This window comes from Halorientalis salina (genome assembly GCF_005049285.1).
Lineage (GTDB): Archaea > Halobacteriota > Halobacteria > Halobacteriales > Haloarculaceae > Halorientalis > Halorientalis salina.
This window is the reverse complement of record NZ_SOSC01000005.1, coordinates 70306-87876: the sequence shown is the minus strand read 5'-3', so window position 1 is coordinate 87876 and position 17571 is coordinate 70306. Positions and strand designations below refer to the sequence as shown.

General features: G+C 66.0%; 15 protein-coding genes and 1 pseudogene. 7 read left to right on the top strand and 9 right to left on the bottom strand.

The features are described 5' to 3' along the window. The first annotated feature begins 2 nt into the window (after positions 1–2). The gene (gene gpmI / locus E2481_RS11185; RefSeq protein ID WP_136717376.1) at positions 3–1520 is read left to right on the top strand and encodes a 2,3-bisphosphoglycerate-independent phosphoglycerate mutase; all 1518 of its coding nucleotides are present in this window, start codon (positions 3–5) and stop codon (positions 1518–1520) included. Position 1521: 1 nt separating this feature from the next. On the opposite strand, the gene E2481_RS11180 is transcribed toward gpmI, so the two are convergent. Further along, positions 1522–1734, bottom strand: a complete 213-nt coding sequence (locus E2481_RS11180; RefSeq protein WP_136717236.1) for a hypothetical protein — start codon at positions 1732–1734, stop codon at positions 1522–1524. A 330-nt stretch (positions 1735–2064) separates the two neighbouring features. Between E2481_RS11180 and E2481_RS11175 the strand changes: the two are divergent. Then, positions 2065–3517: pseudogene (locus tag E2481_RS11175) on the top strand (RNA-guided endonuclease InsQ/TnpB family protein). Between the two features lie 99 nt (positions 3518–3616). Here the strand turns inward: E2481_RS11175 and nadC are convergent. The 4 genes from nadC to E2481_RS11155 form a co-directional block, all read right to left on the bottom strand. Beyond that, positions 3617–4432: a carboxylating nicotinate-nucleotide diphosphorylase gene (gene nadC / locus E2481_RS11170; RefSeq protein ID WP_136717235.1), complete on the bottom strand. Its 816-nt coding sequence runs from the start codon at positions 4430–4432 to the stop codon at positions 3617–3619. Beyond that, entirely contained in the window at positions 4432–5988 is a 1557-nt protein-coding gene (locus E2481_RS11165) for an L-aspartate oxidase (protein ID WP_136717234.1), read from the bottom strand. Before E2481_RS11165 ends, nadC begins: the two co-directional genes overlap by 1 nt. A 3-nt stretch (positions 5989–5991) precedes the next feature. Beyond that, positions 5992–7113, bottom strand: a complete 1122-nt coding sequence (nadA, locus tag E2481_RS11160; protein ID WP_250137799.1) for a quinolinate synthase NadA — start codon at positions 7111–7113, stop codon at positions 5992–5994. Between the two features lie 150 nt (positions 7114–7263). Further along, positions 7264–8826, bottom strand: coding sequence for an amidohydrolase (locus E2481_RS11155; RefSeq protein WP_136717232.1), 1563 nt, complete (start codon positions 8824–8826; stop codon positions 7264–7266). A gap of 112 nt (positions 8827–8938) precedes the next feature. Between E2481_RS11155 and E2481_RS18710 the strand changes: the two genes are divergently transcribed. The 3 genes from E2481_RS18710 to hmgA all read left to right on the top strand — a co-directional run bounded on the left by E2481_RS18710 (position 8939) and on the right by hmgA (position 12958). Then, positions 8939–9709: a hypothetical protein gene (locus E2481_RS18710; RefSeq protein ID WP_169302427.1), complete on the top strand. Its 771-nt coding sequence runs from the start codon at positions 8939–8941 to the stop codon at positions 9707–9709. Between the two features lie 89 nt (positions 9710–9798). Further along, positions 9799–11508 (top strand): alkaline phosphatase D family protein, encoded by a 1710-nt coding sequence (locus E2481_RS11150; RefSeq protein WP_169302426.1) that lies wholly within the window; start codon positions 9799–9801, stop codon positions 11506–11508. 238 nt (positions 11509–11746) lie between these two features. Beyond that, positions 11747–12958: a hydroxymethylglutaryl-CoA reductase (NADPH) gene (hmgA, locus tag E2481_RS11145; RefSeq protein ID WP_136717230.1), complete on the top strand. Its 1212-nt coding sequence runs from the start codon at positions 11747–11749 to the stop codon at positions 12956–12958. 22 nt (positions 12959–12980) lie between these two features. On the opposite strand, the gene E2481_RS11140 is transcribed toward hmgA, so the two are convergent. Both E2481_RS11140 and E2481_RS11135 read right to left on the bottom strand, forming a co-directional pair. After that, entirely contained in the window at positions 12981–13397 is a 417-nt protein-coding gene (locus E2481_RS11140; protein ID WP_136717229.1) for a hypothetical protein, read from the bottom strand. 115 nt (positions 13398–13512) lie between these two features. After that, on the bottom strand, positions 13513–14043 hold the full coding sequence (locus E2481_RS11135; protein WP_136717228.1) for a DUF5817 domain-containing protein: 531 nt from the start codon (positions 14041–14043) through the stop codon (positions 13513–13515). 109 nt (positions 14044–14152) lie between these two features. Here E2481_RS11135 and E2481_RS11130 point away from each other — a divergent pair, with 109 nt between their 5' ends. Beyond that, positions 14153–14533 carry a cupin domain-containing protein gene (locus tag E2481_RS11130; RefSeq protein ID WP_136717227.1) on the top strand — a complete coding sequence of 127 codons (381 nt, stop codon included), beginning with the start codon at positions 14153–14155 and terminating at the stop codon, positions 14531–14533. Between the two features lie 45 nt (positions 14534–14578). Here the strand turns inward: E2481_RS11130 and icd are convergent, their stop codons facing one another. Beyond that, on the bottom strand, positions 14579–15841 hold the full coding sequence (gene icd / locus E2481_RS11125) for an isocitrate dehydrogenase (NADP(+)) (protein WP_136717226.1): 1263 nt from the start codon (positions 15839–15841) through the stop codon (positions 14579–14581). A 210-nt stretch (positions 15842–16051) separates the two neighbouring features. On the opposite strand from icd, the gene map reads away from it, so the two are divergent. Further along, a complete protein-coding gene (gene map, locus E2481_RS11120) occupies positions 16052–16945 on the top strand; it encodes a type II methionyl aminopeptidase (protein WP_136717225.1) in 894 nt (297 codons plus the stop codon). A 153-nt stretch (positions 16946–17098) separates the two neighbouring features. Here map and E2481_RS11115 read toward each other — a convergent pair whose 3' ends face one another. Continuing rightward, positions 17099–17299 carry a DUF7835 family putative zinc beta-ribbon protein gene (locus tag E2481_RS11115; RefSeq protein WP_136717224.1) on the bottom strand — a complete coding sequence of 67 codons (201 nt, stop codon included), beginning with the start codon at positions 17297–17299 and terminating at the stop codon, positions 17099–17101. Positions 17300–17571: the final 272 nt, after the last annotated feature.

The window sequence follows — 17571 nt, the reverse complement described above, 5'->3', positions numbered from 1 at the left end:
ACATGCAGGTGGGCCTGGTCATTCTCGACGGCTGGGGGCTCAACCCCGACACGGACGCCCGCGACGCCGTCCGCGCCGCCGAGACACCGAACTTCGACCGGTATCGACAGCAGGGAGCCGCCGGCACGCTCGAAACCCACGGCCGCCGCGTCGGCCTCCCCCAGGGACAGATGGGCAACAGCGAGGTCGGCCACCTCAACATCGGTGCCGGCCGCGTCGTCAAGCAGGAGGCGACCCGCATCACCGACGATATCGACGCCGGAACCCTCCGCGAGAACGACGCCATCGTCTCCGCGCTCGGCCACGCCCAGGGCAACGACGGCCGGGTTCACTTCATGGGCCTGGTCAGCGACGGCGGCGTCCACTCCTACCAGGCACATCTCCACGCCCTCATCGACATCGCGGCCGACCGCGGCGTCGACGCCGTCACCCACGCCTTCACCGACGGCCGCGACACCTCGCCGACGGGTGGTGAATCGTACCTCGCGGCCCTCCAGGCCCACGCCGACGAGCAGGGGACGGGCCACGTCGCCAGCGTCACCGGCCGCTACTACGCGATGGACCGCGACGAGAACTGGGACCGCACGAGGCGTGCCTACGACGCCATCGTGAACCGCGAGGCCGACCACACCGCGGCGACGGCCGTCGACGCCGCCACCGAGTCCTACGACCAGGGCGACACCGACGAGTTCGTCGAGCCGACTCTGATCGACGGTGCCCCCGCGCTCGAAGACGGCGACAGCGTGGTCTTCTTCAATTTCCGATCGGACCGGGCCCGCCAGCTAACCCGGATGCTCGCCGACATCCGTCCCGACTGGGACTTCGAGACCGACCCGCCGGAGACTCGCGTAGTGACGATGACCGAGTACGACAGCACGTTCGGGGTGCCGGTCGCCTACCCCCCACGACAGCCCGAGGACGTGTTCGGCGAGGTGCTCGCCGACACCAACCACACCCAGCTTCGCCTCGCCGAGACCGAGAAGTACGCCCACGTCACCTACTTCCTGAACGGCGGCCGCGAGGTGGAGTTCCCCGGCGAGATCCGCGAGATCGTAGAGAGCCCCGACGTGCCGACCTACGACCAGCAACCCGAGATGAGCGCGCCCGAGGTCGCCGACACGGCCATCGACGTGGTCGAGCGCGAGGACCCCGACGCGATGGTGCTCAACTTCGCGAACCCCGACATGGTCGGCCACACGGGCGATCTGGACGCCGCCATCGCGGCAGTCGAAGCCGTGGACGCGCAACTCGGGCGACTCGTCGACGCCCTCGAAGCCGCCGGCGCACACGTCGTTCTCACCGCCGATCACGGCAACGCCGACGACATGGGCACGGAGGAGAACCCGCATACTGCCCACACGCTGAACCCGGTCCCGTTCGTCTACCTCGCGCCCGACGGTACTGACGGCGGGCGGACCGCCAGAGAGGGCGGGACGCTCGCCGACATCGCGCCGACGCTGCTGTCGCTGATGGGTATCGAAAAGCCGGCAGCGATGACCGGCGAATCCCTGCTGGAGTGAGTTAGGCCGTCCGCCTGCCGGTTCCGATGGCGTCGGGCGTGCCGGTGGGTTCGGGCACGTCGAGCGTGGCGATGCCGGCCCCGATCGTCAGCAGTGCGACCGGGAGCGCGATCGGCGGATGGGCCATGAACCCCTGGAGGAGGACGAGCGCAGCGAGTGTCGCCCCGATCGTCAGCAGTCCGACCCCAGTCAGCGTCTCCCGGAACGTAGTCATTGTACTCACCTCAGTTACCACTACGTCGCAAGCGACCGTGAAGGGGGCGTGACGTTCCCGAACTTTGAGAACGGATACCGAGGTTGGAGACGACGCCCGGACGGGGCTATCTTGAATCAGCGAGAGAATCCCGCCCTTCCCGTGAGTGACGAGTGTTCCGACACTCAGTCGGAACCGAGGAGCGAACAGGGCAGGAGAGAATCGCGTACGCTCCGGTGAGAAACTGCCGTGATACTGCTGGTCGTGAGTCTCACCCAGTTGGCGTCACTTTCACTTTCACCATGGATGGCCAGCCTTCATGATATCCTCGTTCGAACATCAACACAGGCGATGAAGCGTACCAACACGTTTACCGTGCGACCGCTCACCGACGACGATGAGCAGGTGCTACGGGACCTGTTGGACGCTTCCGCCGCGCTCTGGAACGAGATCAATTACCAGCGCCTCATGCGCTACAACGACGAAGACGGTTTCGAGGGAGATGATGTCTGGAACGCCGATACAGGCCGACTCGAAGGCAAATACAAAGGCGTTCTTGGCGCGTCCACCGCCCAAACTGTCCGGCGAGCAAACAGCGAAGCGTGGCGCGGATTCTTCGAGAACAAGAAGAAGTTTCACGACGAGTCAAACACGTCGGTTACGAAACACCCGGAACCGCCGGGCTTCCGTGGGAACGAGGACGACGGACGTGTTCTCAAAGGCGTCGTCCGAAAGGACGCCTACACCGTTGAGTGGGGCGACCGCTCCCGACTTGAGATGGTCGTCGGAAAGCAACTCCGAGACAGGCATAACAGCCCGAAAAGCCGTCTCCGACTGGAAATCGTTGGCGACCCGAACTGGCCTGACTACAAGGATCAGAGCCGCCTCGAACTGTGGTACGACGAGACAGACAGCACCTTCAGAGCTTCGCAACCCGTGACTGTTCCTGACGATGCACGGGAGACTCCACTGGCCGACGAGACGGCCGTCACCAGAAATCGGAGATTTCTGGTTGCCCATCAGACGTAGTCTGATGACCGCTCTGGATATTGGTGCGAACAATCTCGTTGCCTGTACCACCACGACCGGCGAGCAATATTTGTACGAAGGCCGCGAGTTGTTCCAGCGGTTCCGTGAGACGACACGAGAAATCGCTCAGTTGCAGTCCAAATTACGGGAAAGACGATACAGTAGCAAGCGTATCCGGCGGCTGTACCGCAAGCGAACTCGGCGCCGCGACCACGCCCAAGAAGCACTGTGTCGTGACCTGCTGGAGCGGTTGTACACCGAGGGCGTGGACACGGTGTATGTCGGTGGCTTGACCGACGTACTCGAAACCCACTGGTCGGTCGAGACGAACGCCAAGACCCACAACTTCTGGGCGTTCAAGCAGTTCACCGAGCGATTAGCGTGTACCGCCGAGGAATACGGTATCTCGGTCGAGGTCCGGTCGGAAGCGTGGACCAGTCAAGAGTGTCCCCAGTGCGGTTCGACAGACAGAACGACACGGCATCGGGACACGCTCACCTGTCCGTGTGGGTTCGAGGCCCACGCCGACCTTACAGCCTCAGCAACGTTCCTGAAGCGTCACCAGAACTCTTCGAGTTCTGGCTTGCGAACGAGACACGACGTGTCTCGTCAACGGCAGACAAAACAGGCAGTCAGGCCGATGGCACGGCCCGTGCGGTTGGAGTGGGACAGCCACGATTGGCTGGAGGTATCACACTCTCATCGTCCCAAAGAACAGCGCACAGACCCGAGTACCGTCCACCGTGACGGGAATGTTGCCTCCGGCGAGTCCTAGACCGGCTGAGACTCCCACGGAGGAAACCGCGCCGTCGCCGGGCTTTGCCCGGCTGCCTGAGGGATCTTCGATCCCTCTCCGTTTACGGCGCGGAGGATGTCATCCGGTCCGGAACGAGTAATCCAATGTGTTCGCCGAGTGGGTGAGGTTCCCCATCGAAATCACGTCCACGCCAGTCTTAGCGTAGTCGGGCACGTCCTCGATGGTGATCCCACCGGACGCCTCCGCCAGCACGTCGGCGTCGGTCGCTCGAAGTCGCTCGATCGCCTCGGCGGTCTCGCCCGGCGTCATGTTGTCGAGCAACACGATATCCGCGCCGGCCTCGGCCGCTCGCGGCGCGTCGTCGGGTGTCTCGACCTCGACTTCGATCTTCGTCGCGAACGAGGCGCGCTCGCGGAAGTGGGCGACGGCCGTCTCCATCCCCATCTCGGCGACGTGGTTGTCCTTGACCATCACCATGTGCGAGAGGTCCAGCCGGTGGGTGTCGCCGCCGCCCGCGACCACTGCGCGCTTCTCGATGCCGCGGAGCCCGGGCGTCGTCTTCCGGGTTCCGGCGATGGCTACGTCCTCGCCCTCGCTCGCAGCGGCATCGACGGCCCGACGGGTCCGCGTGGCGACACCCGACGCGTGGCCGGCGATGTTGACGGCCACGCGCTCGCCCCGGAGGATCTCACGGGCGGCCCCCTCGACGGACAGCACGGTCTCGCCGGCGTCGATGCGGTCGCCCGCCTCGACCTGCCGCTCGGCGAGAACGTCGAGGTACTCGAAGACGGCCACGGCGGCGTCGAGGCCGGCGGCCACGCCCGCCTCTTTGGCCACGAGTCGGCCCGTGGTCTCGCCGGGGACCTGGTTTGTCACGTCGTGATGGCCGACGTCTTCCCGGAGCCACGCTTCGATTTTCGAGTCGGGAATCATCAGTCGTCGGCGGTGGATTCGGCGGGGTCCTGCTCGTCCTCGACCAGGTGGTGACAGCCCACCGATCGGTCGTTCTCGGCGGCCTGGCGGGCGATGAGTAAGGATGTAACCGACGCCGACCGGAGTTCGTACAGCGACCGCGAGGTCCGGGTCCGGGTGTAGGCGTCGACCTCGCCTTTGAGCCGTCGCAGGACGGACATCGCCCGAGTGAGGTCGTCGGGGTCCCGCTCCAGGCCGATGTACTCGTCCATCACGCGCCGGAGGCGGTGGAACTTCTCGCGAGCGAAGTTCTCGGGGAGTTCGGGGTCGCGTTCCAGCAGTTCCGGGGCCTCGATGGTCTCGACGTCGTTCCCAGCAGCATCCTCGCCGGCGCGAAGCCCCCAGACCAGTCCCTCCAGCAGCGACGTGGAGGCGAGTCGGTTCGCACCGTGAACGCCCGTCCGGGAACACTCGCCGACCGCGTAGAGGCGATCGAGCGAAGACTGGCCGCGGTCGTCCACGTCGATGCCGCCACAGAGGAAGTGCTCGGCAGGCGCGACCGGAATCCCGTCCTCCCAGTCGACGCCGTGGTCCTCGCATTTGTCGACGAGGTCCGGGAACTCGCCCTCGAAGTCGAGGGGGGAGACGTCCAGCGTGACCTCGCCCGTCTCGTCGCGTTCGGTTTTGACCGCGCGTGCGACCACGTCGCGGGGCGCGAGTTCGGCGTCCGCGTGGTAGTCGGGCATGAACCGCTCGCCGTCGCCGTTCCGGAGTACCGCACCCTCGCCGCGGACGGCCTCGGAAACCAGAAACGGACTGTCGCGCTCCGCGGCGTCGCCGCTTCGCTTCGAGGCGCTTCGCGCCTCGCCTGCCACGCAGACAGTTGGATGGAACTGGATGTACTCCATGTCCGTGACCTCGGCCCCTGCCAGCGCGGCCATGGCGATGCCGTCGCCGGTCGAACCGTCGGGATTGGTCGTCCGCGGGTAGAGGTCGCCGATCCCGCCCGTCGCCAGGATCGTCGCCCCGGCGTAGTACGGTTCGAACTCCCCGTCGGATTCGAGGATCGCGCCGTAGACGCGTCCCTCGTGGCGGACGAGTTCCAGCGCCGCGGTGTCGTCCCTGATTTCGACGTGCTCGTGGTCGTCGAGGTAGTTCAGGAAGGGGACGTGGATGTGTTTGCCCGTCGAGGCGTCGACGTGTAAGATGCGGTCCGAGGAGTGGGCGGCCTCCCGGCCGAAGTCGAACTCGTCGTCGCCCTCTGCCTCGTCGAATTCGACGTCCAGGGTTTCGAGGAGCACGTCTCGCACCGCGTCGTTCGCGCCGTCGACCAGCACGTCGACGGCCTCGTGATCGGCCGTTCCGCTGGAGGCTTCGACGATGTCGGCTTTGAACTGCTCGGGGTCGTCCCGCGCGATGGCGATGCCGCCCTGGGCCCACCACGAGGAGGAGCCTTCGGGACGGGTCGCTTTGGTCGCGACGGTGACCTCGGCCCCTTCGCGGGCCGCGGCGAGTGCCGACGCGAGGCCGGCGATACCGGAGCCGACGACGAGGACATCGGTGGTGTTCTCGCTCATGCGTTAGATTTCCAGCATCCGGTCCAGGGCGACCTGTGCGAGTTCTTTCTCTTCCGGTGCGACCTGGATGACGTTGCGCTCGCGACCCTCGACGAGCTCTTCGAGGACCCACGCGAGGTAGTTCGGATCGATCTGACGCATCGCGTTACAGTCCATACAGGCGTCGCCACAGAGCGGCAACACCTCGACCTCGGGGTGCCAGCGGCTGAGGTGGTTCGCCAGGTGGATCTCGGTGCCGATGGCCCACTTCTCGCCGGGATCGGCGTTCTCGACGACGTCACAGATCGTCGAGGTCGAGCCAGCCACGTCGGCGGCCTCGACGACCTCGCGACGGCATTCGGGGTGAACGACGACGTTGACGTCGTCGTGTTCCTCGCGGATCTCCTCGATGTGGCTCTCGCGGAACCGCTCGTGGACCTGGCAGTAGCCGTCCCAGAGGATGATGTCGTTGGCGGCGGCCGCGCTGGCGTCTTTCCCCTCGGGGTCCCAGGGGTCCCACTCGACGATCTCGTCTTCCATCCCCAGTCTGTGGGCCGTGTTCGTCCCCAGGTGCTTGTCGGGGAGAAAGAGGACCTTGTCCCCTTTCTCGAAGGCGTACTCGAAGGCCTTGTGGGCGTTCGAGGAGGTACAGACCAGGCCGCCCTGCTCGGCGCAGAAGGCCTTGAGGTCCGCATACGAGTTCATGTAGGTGATCGGGATGATGTCGTCGTCGGTCTCGGCCGTGATCTCGGCCCAGGCGGCGTCGACCTGCAGCGCTTCGGCCATCCCGGCCATCGGACAGGACGCCTCCATGCTCGGGAGGATCACCGACTGGTTGTCGTCGGTGATGATGTCCGCCGATTCGGCCATGAACGTGACGCCGCCGAAGATCACGTAGTCGGCGTCGGCGTTGGCCGCCTCCTTCGAGAGCTGGTAGGAGTCGCCGATGAAGTCGGCGTGTTCGACGATCTCCCGTCGCTGGTAGTTGTGGCCGAGGATGACTACGTCGTCGCCGAGTTCGTCGAGTGCGGCCTCGATGCGCTCGGAGCGCTCGTCCTCGTCCAGGTCCCGATACGCTGGCGGGAGCTGTTCCAAATTGTCGTACTTGAAGAGACTGAGGTCAGTCTCGAATTGGGCTGTTTCCATTTCCGGCACGGTCGACCACCCTGTTGAGTATCTGTACTAACGGACTCGCGTATTGAAAAGATTTTGCCTTCAATATTCGCCTATGGTGGGTTTCAGGGCAGGTATTGCCGCGTCGAACGAGACTAATCCGTGCGTTCCCTGGTAGTACCGCTATCGCGATTCGGTCCCGTCGCGGGAATCGGCCACGATCTCACCGTCGACGACGGTCATCTCGACCGCGATGTCGGCGATCTCCTCGTCGGGGACTTCCCACGGGGACCGTGCCAGTATCGCGAAGTCCGCTCGCTTGCCGACCTCGACGGTTCCCAGTCGCTCCTCGTCGAACCCGGCGTAGGCACTCCCTCGCGTGTACGCCCGCATGGCCTCGGTCACGGAGAGTCGCTGTCCGTCCCTGGGTGCAGTAACGGCCTGCTGGATGCCAAAGAGCGGGGACAGCGGCATGCAGTCGCTCCCGAACGCCAGGTGTGCCCCCGCGTCCAGGAGGTCCGCGAAGCGGTTCGTCGATTCGCGGCGCTCGACGCCCAGCCGAGCGTCGTAGAGTCCGTCCTCGCGCGCCCACTTCAGGAAGTTCGGCTGGGCGGAGACGACCAGGTCCGAGTCGCCGAGTTGCTCGATCAAGTCGCCGGTCAGGACCTCGGCGTGTTCGATGCGGTGGCGGGCCCGTCCGTCGGCGTCCTCGAACGCGTCGAGCGTCGCCTCGATGGCCTCGTCGCCGATGGCGTGGACTGCCGCCTGGAGGCCCCCGTCGTCGACGCGCTCGGCGAACGCCCGGAGGTCCTCGGGCGTCCGAAGCCACTGGCCGGTGGGGTCCTCGTCGTCCTCCCCGCCGGCGTCGGCGTATGGCTCGGAGAGCTTCGCGGTTCGGCTCCCGATGCTGCCGTCGCAATAGGTTTTGATCGCGCCCGTGCGAAGGCGGTCGCTCCCGTGGTTCGGTGCCAGTCCCGTCGCCTCGAACGCGTCGAGGTAGTCGTCCCAGTAGTTCAATCGAACCCGGAGCGTGAGATCGCCGCGCCGTTCGAGGTCGTGGTAGGCCCGCGGAATCGGCCGGCGACGGACCATGTCGTGGACCGTCGTGATGCCCACCGCGTGGGCGCGCTCCTGGGCGGCGACGAGCAGATCTGCCGCTGCCGACCGCGTCAGGCCGACGGCGTCCCAGACGGCGTCGGTCCCGGCTTCAGTCAGAACGCCGGTCGGCTCCCCGTCGGCGGTATGGACGTTCTCATCGGGGACGGACTCGCGAACGCGCTCGAAGGCCTCGCTGTTGAGCGAGACCAGGTGGAGGTCCTCGCGGAAGGCCGCGACCGGTCGCCGCTCGCTGACGGCGTCTAGGTCCTCGCGTGTGAGATACCCGGCGTCGTCCCAACCGCTCTCGTCGTAGCCAAAGCCCAGAATCCACTCCTCACGGGCGTCGGCCGCCCCCCGCAGTTCGTCGCGACAGTCGCCGGGACTCCCGGCCGTCGAGAGGTCGGCGTCGACCCGGTAGTGGCCCAGGAGTGCGAGATGCGTGTGGGCGTCGACGAAGCCTGGGACCAGCACGCGCCCGTCGAGTTCGATCACGTCGGTGTCGACGCCTTCCAGGAACGCGACCTCGTAGGCGCTGCCCACCCGGACGATCTCCCCGTCGCGGACGGCGACGGCCTTGGCCGACTCGTCGGCGTCGGTCAGCGTGTGGACTCGTGCGTCGGTGAAGATTCGATCGGCGGCCGCTGTCATATCGGAACGGGGGCCGGTAGCGACCTAACCGTTCCGGCGAGCGCCGAGGGTGTTGATTTCAGTCTATCCAGTGGATTAAAGTATGTCTGAGTCCTTCCGGACGTAAATACGTATGAAACGCCGTCGATTCCTCGCTGCGAGCGGGGTCGTGGTCGGGGGGACAGTGGGAACAGCGGGCTGTCTGGGGTCGGCGTCGGGGGCGCCGCCCCGGGAGTCGGAGGTGTTCGAGTCCATCTACTTCGAGGACGGTGCACTCATCATCGAAATCGAGGACACGCCGGTCGTCCAGTCACGCGTCAGGCTCGACACGCAGGGTGCGCTGAACGCGCCAGGGGGTGCGCTGTCCAGCCTCGCACCGATCGGTGTGGCCCGCGCTCAGTCGAACGAGACGGGCGCGACCGGTCGCGGGGAGGGCGGTGCCGAGGACGCGCCGGAGGGTCGGAACGGCCGCGCGAAGTGGCGCGGCGGCGACTACTCGCAGTGGTGGGACGAGAACGGCGACAAGGTCTCAGAGTACGAGGCCGACGTCGTCGACGTCGGCGTCTTTTACTTCGGGTCCGCCGAGCGCTACCGGGACGATCCGCCGGGCGCGACGCCCCCGGACTGGGACAAGCTGTTCACGAAACCGGAGAAGCGCAACCGCTACCTGACGGACTTCGAGGAAGGCTGGTACCGCGTGGGCGGACGACTCAACGCCGCGAACGCCGACCACAACTTCAGCTGGGAGTACGTCGACATGGCGGTCGAATCAAAGACGTCCGACGACGAATCGGCGAACGCGACCGACGGCACGACGGGGAACGCGACCGAATCGATCGAGACCTCCTCGGACGGGCCGCCGCTGGAGATCACGACCCAGTGGAAAGTCTCGGCCGGGTTGTAAGTCACCCCCGTTTATTTTTGGCTCGCAGTCGTACCAGTGTTCCCGATGGGCAGTCCTCAGTCTTCGGTACCGCCGGCCGAGGTGGGAGCGTGACCGAGGAACCGACCCCCGGTCGCCGCGACGTGCTCAGGTCGATCGGGGGTGTCCCCGCCGGGGCACTCCTCGTCGACGCGCTCGGTCCCGATCCGTCCGGGCAATCGCTTTCGACCGAGGCCCTCTCCGGGCAGTCCGAGCCGGTCGACCCTGACCCCGAAGCCGACCGGGTGTTCCCACAGGGCGTCGCCTCGGGTGACCCGACGACGGACGGCGTCGTCCTCTGGACGCGGATCGACCCCGACGCCTACAGTCGGTCCGCGCCGCTGACCCTGCGGATGGCCGCGACCGGCGGCTTCCACCGGCTGGGACCGCTCCGCTCGGTCGAAACCGGGGGCCTGCCGGGCCGGGACTACACCGTCAAAGTCGACCTCGCCGGCGCGCTCGAACCGGATCGGGAGTACTACTACCAGTTCGTCTACGACGGCGTCCACGGCCCGGTGGGTCGCTGTCGGACCCTGCCCCGCCCGACCGCGTCGCCGGAGCGGGTCCGCTTGGGCGTCGCGACCTGCCAGGACTACCGGGAGGGGTACTACGGTGCGTTCCACCACCTCGCCGACGAGGACCTCGATTTCCTGTTGCACCTGGGCGATATCATTTACGAGTGGGCCGGCCACCTGGGGCTCGACGGCCGACGGATCCGCCTGCCGAGCGGTCGACGCATGGCCTGGGGACTGGAGGATTACCGGTATCTCCACCGCACCTACCGGTCTGACCGGTTCTTCCAGCAAGCACTCGCTCGGTACGCGATGATCGCCACCTGGGACGACCACGAGATCGTCGACAACCGCTACTGGGACTACGAGGCGGACCGACCCAGGGCCGGCGACGGCGCTCATCCGCGGAACGACGACGCCGAGTTCATGCGGCAACTGTTCGCCGACGGCATGCGGGCCTGGTGGGAGTACATGCCGGTCCGGGTGCAGTACGACCCCGACGCCGACTCGCTGCAGGATCGACTGCGTCTCTTTCGATCCTTTCGCTTCGGCGACCTGGTAGACCTGCTGGTGACTGACGAGCGCCTGTTCCGCTCGAAGCCGGACCGGGACCCGCAGGTCGACGTCTCCGAGGCCGCCCTCTCGGCTCTCGGGAGCGTCGAGTTGGAGCACACGATGCTGGGACAGTCCCAGCGGGAGTGGTTCGCCGACGCGGTCACCGACGACGCGACGACCTGGACGGCCTGGGCCAACGAGGTGTTGAACATGCGCCTCGACACCGAGTACAACGGGCAACAGCGGTTCGACAACGCCGACGCCTGGGACGGCTACGAGACCGAGCGCCGCCTCCTCATGCGCTATCTCGACGAGCAGAACGTCGACAACTTCGTCGCGCTGACCGGCGACCTCCACACTGCCCTGGCGGGGTACATGCGTGTCGACTACGACGGCGAGACCGACCCCGACGGCCGGGTCGGCGTCGAGTTCATGACGCCGGCGATCACGAGCGCCAACCTCGCCGAGATCCTGGCGATGCGCGACGTCGACGTCCCGACCTCGCTGGTCGAACGCGGAATTCTCGGTCGGAACCCACACCTCGAATTCTTCGACGGGTCACACCACGGCTACGCCGTCGCCGAGTTCACGCCCGACGCCTGCGAGTTCACCGCCTACGCTGTCGACAAGACCGTCGATTCGGCGAACGCGAGCAAGGAGGAACTCGCCGCCTTCCGGGTCCCCGAAGGCGAACCGCGACTGGAATCCCGATGACGCCCGCGGTTGTGCCGTCACGTCACACGAACCACGAGGGGTCAAGACCGCGCGCCGACAAGGGCAGTCTGCGGCGACAGCGCGACGTGCCACACCGTCGTCGCAACGGGTGTCCTTTCGCCCACGAACCGCCCGAAACGTCGTTGCGACAACGCACCGCGTCCGGTGTGGGGTCGCCCACACCGGTCTCCTGTGAGAATCGGCAACTGTTAGGAGGCCGGCCCGTGACGCTCCAGGCATGACAGACGCCAGTGACCTCGCCGACCGCGTCCGCGAGGGCGACCTGCGCCTCCACGAACTGGAGGCCCACGCCGACCACGAGACGGCGGCCGCCGCCCGCCGGGAACTGCTCGAAGCCGAGACCGACGCCGACCTCGACACCGTCGGCGAGTACGCCTTCGACGCCGAGGCCGCCGAACCGAACATCGAGAACATGATCGGCGGCGCGCAGGTCCCGATGGGCGTCGTCGGCCCGGTCCCGGTCGATGGTGAGGCCACGAACGACGACCACTACCTGCCGCTGGCAACCTCGGAGGGTGCGCTCGTCGCCAGCGTCAACCGGGGCTGTTCGGCCATCAGCGCGGCCGGCGGCGCGACCGCTCGGGTCCTCAAAAACGGGATGACTCGCGCGCCCGTCTTCAGCGTCGAGGACGTGGGCGAGGCCGCCGAAGTCGCCGCCTGGACGCGCGAGAACGTCGGCGCGCTCGCCGAGGCAGCCGAGTCGACGACGAGCCACGGCGAACTGACCGACGTGACGCCCTACGTCGTCGGCGACTCCGTCTTCCTGCGGTTCGTCTACGACACGAAAGACGCGATGGGGATGAACATGGCGACCATCGCGACCCAGGAGGCCGCCGAACTGGTCGAGGCCGAGACGCCGGCCTCGCTGGTCGCGCTCTCGGGGAACCTCTGTACCGACAAGAAGCCCGCAGCCATCAACGCCGTCGAGGGCCGCGGTCGGACCGTCGCCGCCGACGTCCTCATCCCCCACGAACAGGTCGAGGACCGACTCAAGACGACCGCCGACGCGATCGCCGAAGCCAACACCCGGAAGAACCTCGTCGGATCGGCCAAGGCGGGGAGTCTGGGCTTCAACGCCCACGCCGCGAACGTCATCGCCGCCTCGTTCCTGGCGCTCGGCCAGGACATCGCCCAGGTCGTCGAGGGCTCGAACGCGATCACGACCGTCGAAGCCCGCGAGGAGGGACTGTACGCCAGCGTCACCATCGCGAGCCTCGAAGTCGGGACCGTCGGCGGCGGGACCAAACTCCCCACGCAGGTCGAAGCGCTGGACGTGGTCGGGGTTCGCGGCGGCGGCGACCCCGCCGGGAGCAACGCCGACGCGCTCGCGGAAGTCATCGCCACGGCCGCACTGGCGGGTGAACTCTCACTGCTCGGCGCGCTGGCGTCGAGTCACCTCTCCTCGGCACACGAGGAACTCGGGCGGTAACCGGGGCCGCGGGTAGCCCGACTCACACCACGTCTTCGAGCGGGTCGGGGACCGATAGTAGCACTTCCTGTGCCTCTTCGTCGGAGACCATGCCGACCAGGAGGATCGACATGCCGACGACGAACAGCACCAGCAGGCCCGGCACGAACCACTCGCCCAGTTGCTCGCCCAGGAACCAGTCGACGAACAGCAATCCCCACCCCGCTGCGAGGAAGGCAAAGCCCAGCGTGTACCGCGGGTAGCCCACCTGTGCGAAGCCCGCCGCGCCGACCGCGAACGCGAGGAACAACAGCAGTTGACCGACGCGCGCAAAGCGGATACCGAGCACCCTGGGCCGTGCCAGTGCCACGTCGATCAACACCGCGAGCGCACCGAGTACCAGTAACCCCCACAGCCCGTAGACCGCGACCGTGACGGTCGAGCGTTCCCGGTCCTCCATGATTGCTTGCCCACATCGCTCGGGATAAATGCCACAGTCCGTTTGTCCGGTTAGAACCTCCAAAACGGACGGTAGGGAGTTTCTATGTGGTTCTCTCGCTCGCCGAAACCGCGACTCAGAGCAGCCGGTAGGTCCCGCCGCTCTCGGTCACTTCGCCTCGCCGCGTGAGTTTCTCCAGTGCGTCCCGGACGTAGTCGGCGGGGACGCCCCGGTCGGTGGCGTAGCCGACCACGTCGTCTTCGGTCGGCCGATCGAGTTCCCGGAGGCCCGCCAGCACGGTCTCTTTGCGGCTCTGGCCGCCGCTCCCGGCGCTGCCCCGCTCGACGCGCTCGGCGGCCTCGCTCACCTCGTCGGTGTCGATCCCTGAACCTTCGAGGTACTCCTCGTCGTCGACGCCCACCTCGTCGACGTACGCGTCCATCTCCGAAAAGGAGTCGAGTTCGGCGAAGGCGTCCTCGTGGCCCTGGCGCTTGGCGAGCATGGCCGCCCGCGCTTCGCGTGCGTGGTCGGGGTCCTCGGTAGTGACGAACTGCTTGCGTTTGGCGTACTGGCGAGTCGTCCCGCACTGGGGACACTCGCTGCGTTCGGGGCGTCCCTCGACTACCCAGAGGGCGCTGCACTCGCTACACCCGACGACGGCGTACATGGCCGGGTGTGGGGGTCGCCGACCATTGAATCCTCCGGGGACGGTTCGCCGACCGCGACTGTCCCGGTCCACGGAACGCTTAGGTGGACGCCGTTCGATGAACCGGCCCATGGATTCGATGCCACTCGCGGCGAGCGAGACGGTCGAAGTCGTCGACGGCGTCCACCTGACGCAACTGGTCGCCGGCGAGCGCATGAGCGTCCAGCACTTTCACATCGAACCGGGGGCGACGGTGCCTGAACACAGCCACGAGCACGAACAGGTGGGCTTCGTCTACCGGGGGACGATGGTCTTCGAGGTCGGGGAGGCGTCGGAGGACGCCTCCGGGAACCGGACGCAGTCCGGTGGCGATGAGTACGTCATCGGGCCCAACGAGTCCTTCGGGATTCCGAGCGAGGAACCCCACGCCGCGGTCAACCGCGGGGACGAACCGGTCAGAGGACTCGACGTCTTCGCGCCGCCGCGGCCGAATCCGGACTGGGAGGAGTAGCGACTGTCTACTGTCGGTCAGCGCGAAAAAGCGGGGTCGGTCGGGTCAGGCGAGGTCGTGGATGTTGTCGGCGACGCGTTGTGCGTACTCGCTGCAGGCGAGTTTGGTGCCGCCCTGGATCTGGCGCTCGATGTCGTAGGTGACGTGCTTCGATTTGATCGTCTCCTCGACGGCGTCACGAATCAGTTCGCCGGCGTCCTTCCAGCCCATGTATTCGAGCATGAGTTTCCCGGAGAGAATTATCGCGGTCGGGTTGACCTTGTCCTGACCGGCGTATTTCGGTGCCGAGCCGTGGACCGGTTCGGCCAGGCAGCGACCGTCACCGAAGTTGGCACCGGGGGCGATGCCCAGGCCGCCGATCTGTGCGCCACAGGCGTCCGAGAGGTAGTCGCCGTTGAGGTTCGGCAGGGCGAGCACCTCGTAGTTCTCGGTGCGCGTGAGGATCTGCTGGAGCATATTGTCGGCGATCCGGTCGTTGACGACGACTGCGTCTTCGGGCTGTTCGCCGTCCCGTTCCTCCCAAAGGGTGTCCTCGGTGATGACGTTCTCGCCGTACTCCTCTTCGGCGACCTCGTAGCCCCAGTCGCGGAACGCGCCCTCGGTGAACTTCATGATGTTGCCCTTGTGGACCAGCGTGACCGAATCGCGGTCGTTTTCGAGGGCGTAGTCGATGGCCTTCCGGACGAGTCGCTTGGTGCCGAACTCGGAGATGGGTTTGATGCCGATGCCGACCGGGCCGTCGTGGATGGTGCTGTCGAAGCCCATCTCGTCTTCGACGAACTCCCGAACCTGCTCTGCTTCGTCGGTGCCGGCCTCCCACTCGATGCCGGCGTAGACGTCCTCGGTGTTCTCCCGGAAGGTGACCATGTCCATCTGGTCCGGGCGCTTGACTGGGGAGGGAACGCCCTCGATGTGATATGTCGGACGCACGTTGGTATAGAGATCGAGTCGCTTCCGGAGCGAGACGTTCAGCGAGCGAAAGCCCGCCCCGACCGGCGTCGTCAGCGGTCCCTTGATGGCGACGTTGAACTCCCGGATCGCGTCGACGGTCTCCTGCGGGAGGTTCTCGTCGTACCGCTCACGGGCACTCTCGCCGGCGTAAACGCGCATCCAGTGGATATCGCGACCGGTCGCCTCTGCAGCGGCCTCCAGTACCTTCTGTGCTGCCGGTCCGACGTCGACGCCGATTCCGTCCCCGTAGATGATCGGGATGATCGGGTTCTCCGGGACGTCGAGTTCGTCGTTGTCCGGGTCTACGACCTCGATTTTCTCGCCATCCGCGGGTACGTCGACCTTCTCGTAGGACATATGGCCGAACTTCACACGTCGGGCTAAAAGGCCTACCGCTTCGCGGGAAACTCTCGACAACTTTCGTAGCGGTTATTTCTCTCCCACTCGAAACCGGCCAGGGTATGTGAATTCGTCCAGAAGTACTCGGGAAAAGCCGACGCTCGTTCGCTACCGCTCCGGTCCGCCCCGAACACAAGTCCTTTGGGACCGTTCGCCGAACGAGCGGGTATGACAGACGTGGACCTCGACGCCGAAAAGTACGAGAAACATCGGGAGGCAGGAGAGATCCTCGCGCAGGTACGCAACGAGGCAGCGGAGAAAGTCGAGGTCGGTGCCAGCCACCTCGAAATCGCCGAGTGGGCCGAGGATCGCATCCGCGAACTCGGCGGCGAACCGGCGTTCCCCGTCAACATCAGTATCGACGAGGAGGCGGCCCACGCCACGCCCAGCGTCGACGACACCAGCACGTTCGGCGAGGACATGGTCAACTTAGACATCGGTGTCCACGTCGACGGCTGGCTGGCCGACACCGCTGTCACCGTCGACCTCTCGGGCAACCCGGAACTCGCCGAGGCCAGCGAGGAAGCACTGAACGCCGCCCTCGACACCGTCGCTCCCGGCGTCGAAACCGGCGAGGTGGGCGCGGTCATCGAGGACATCATCGACGGCTACGGGTTCAACCCGGTCGTGAACCTCACTGGCCACGGCCTCGGTCACTGGCAACAGCACACGCCGCCGAACATCCCGAACCGCGCGGTCGACCAGGGTATCGAATTCGAGGTCGGTGACGTCGTCGCCATCGAACCCTTCGCAACCGACGGCGGCGGAAAGGTCCGGGAGGGCAGCGAGGAGGAGATCTTCGCGCTCGAAAACGAAGGATCGGTCCGCAACCGGCAGGCCCGACAGGCGCTCGAACAGATCACCGACGAGTTCCGAACGCTCCCCTTCGCGACCCGCTGGCTCGACACCTCACGAGCCGAGATGGCCATTCGCCGCCTGCAACAACAGGACATCCTCCACGGCTACCCCGTTCTCAAGGAGCAGGACGGGTTCCTCGTCAGTCAGAAAGAGCACACGATCATCGTGACCGAGGACGGCTGTGAAGTGACGACCGAACTGTAGTCGGAGAGCACAGACGCGGCTGTCCGGTGGCGTCTCGAAGGGGGAAGGGAAAGGATGTTCTGGATGTCAGCGCGCACGGACTGCTGTACGTAATTGCCGCATCGACCGCCCGCTCTCGGGTGGTCGTCGCGGTAGCCAGTTCCAACAGCCGTCTCAGGCGTTGTTCATGCGGAGGGCGGTCTGACTGCCGCAGATCCGGCACTCGCTCACCCGGTAGGGTTCACGCGAGTACTCCGCGTTTTCGGGACGCGAACTCTCCGTCATGATCTGGACGGAGACGTCGTGTGGCGTTTCTCGTCCACAGTGTTCGCAGTGTTCGGCCATCCCGTCGAACGACCCATCTGTGGCTGACATCACATCAGCATAGAGGGGGGTATACTGCATAAAAACCCCCTTCCGTTCGGCTCCGTTCATACCGTTTTTCGATCGCTGTCTGTCGATTCCACTCTTTAAGGGGCTGAGAGCCGGCGAAATCGTTTAAGCGCCACTCTGAACCGCTCGTCTAACTCCCAACGATGAAAACGGCCGAATGTTTTATAAGTGGTATTGCGCCGAATCGAGAACTGAGGTTTCAATGGTTGATTCTGTCCGGTGGGTCGGGATTGGAACGGTGGATTCGGTTCTCA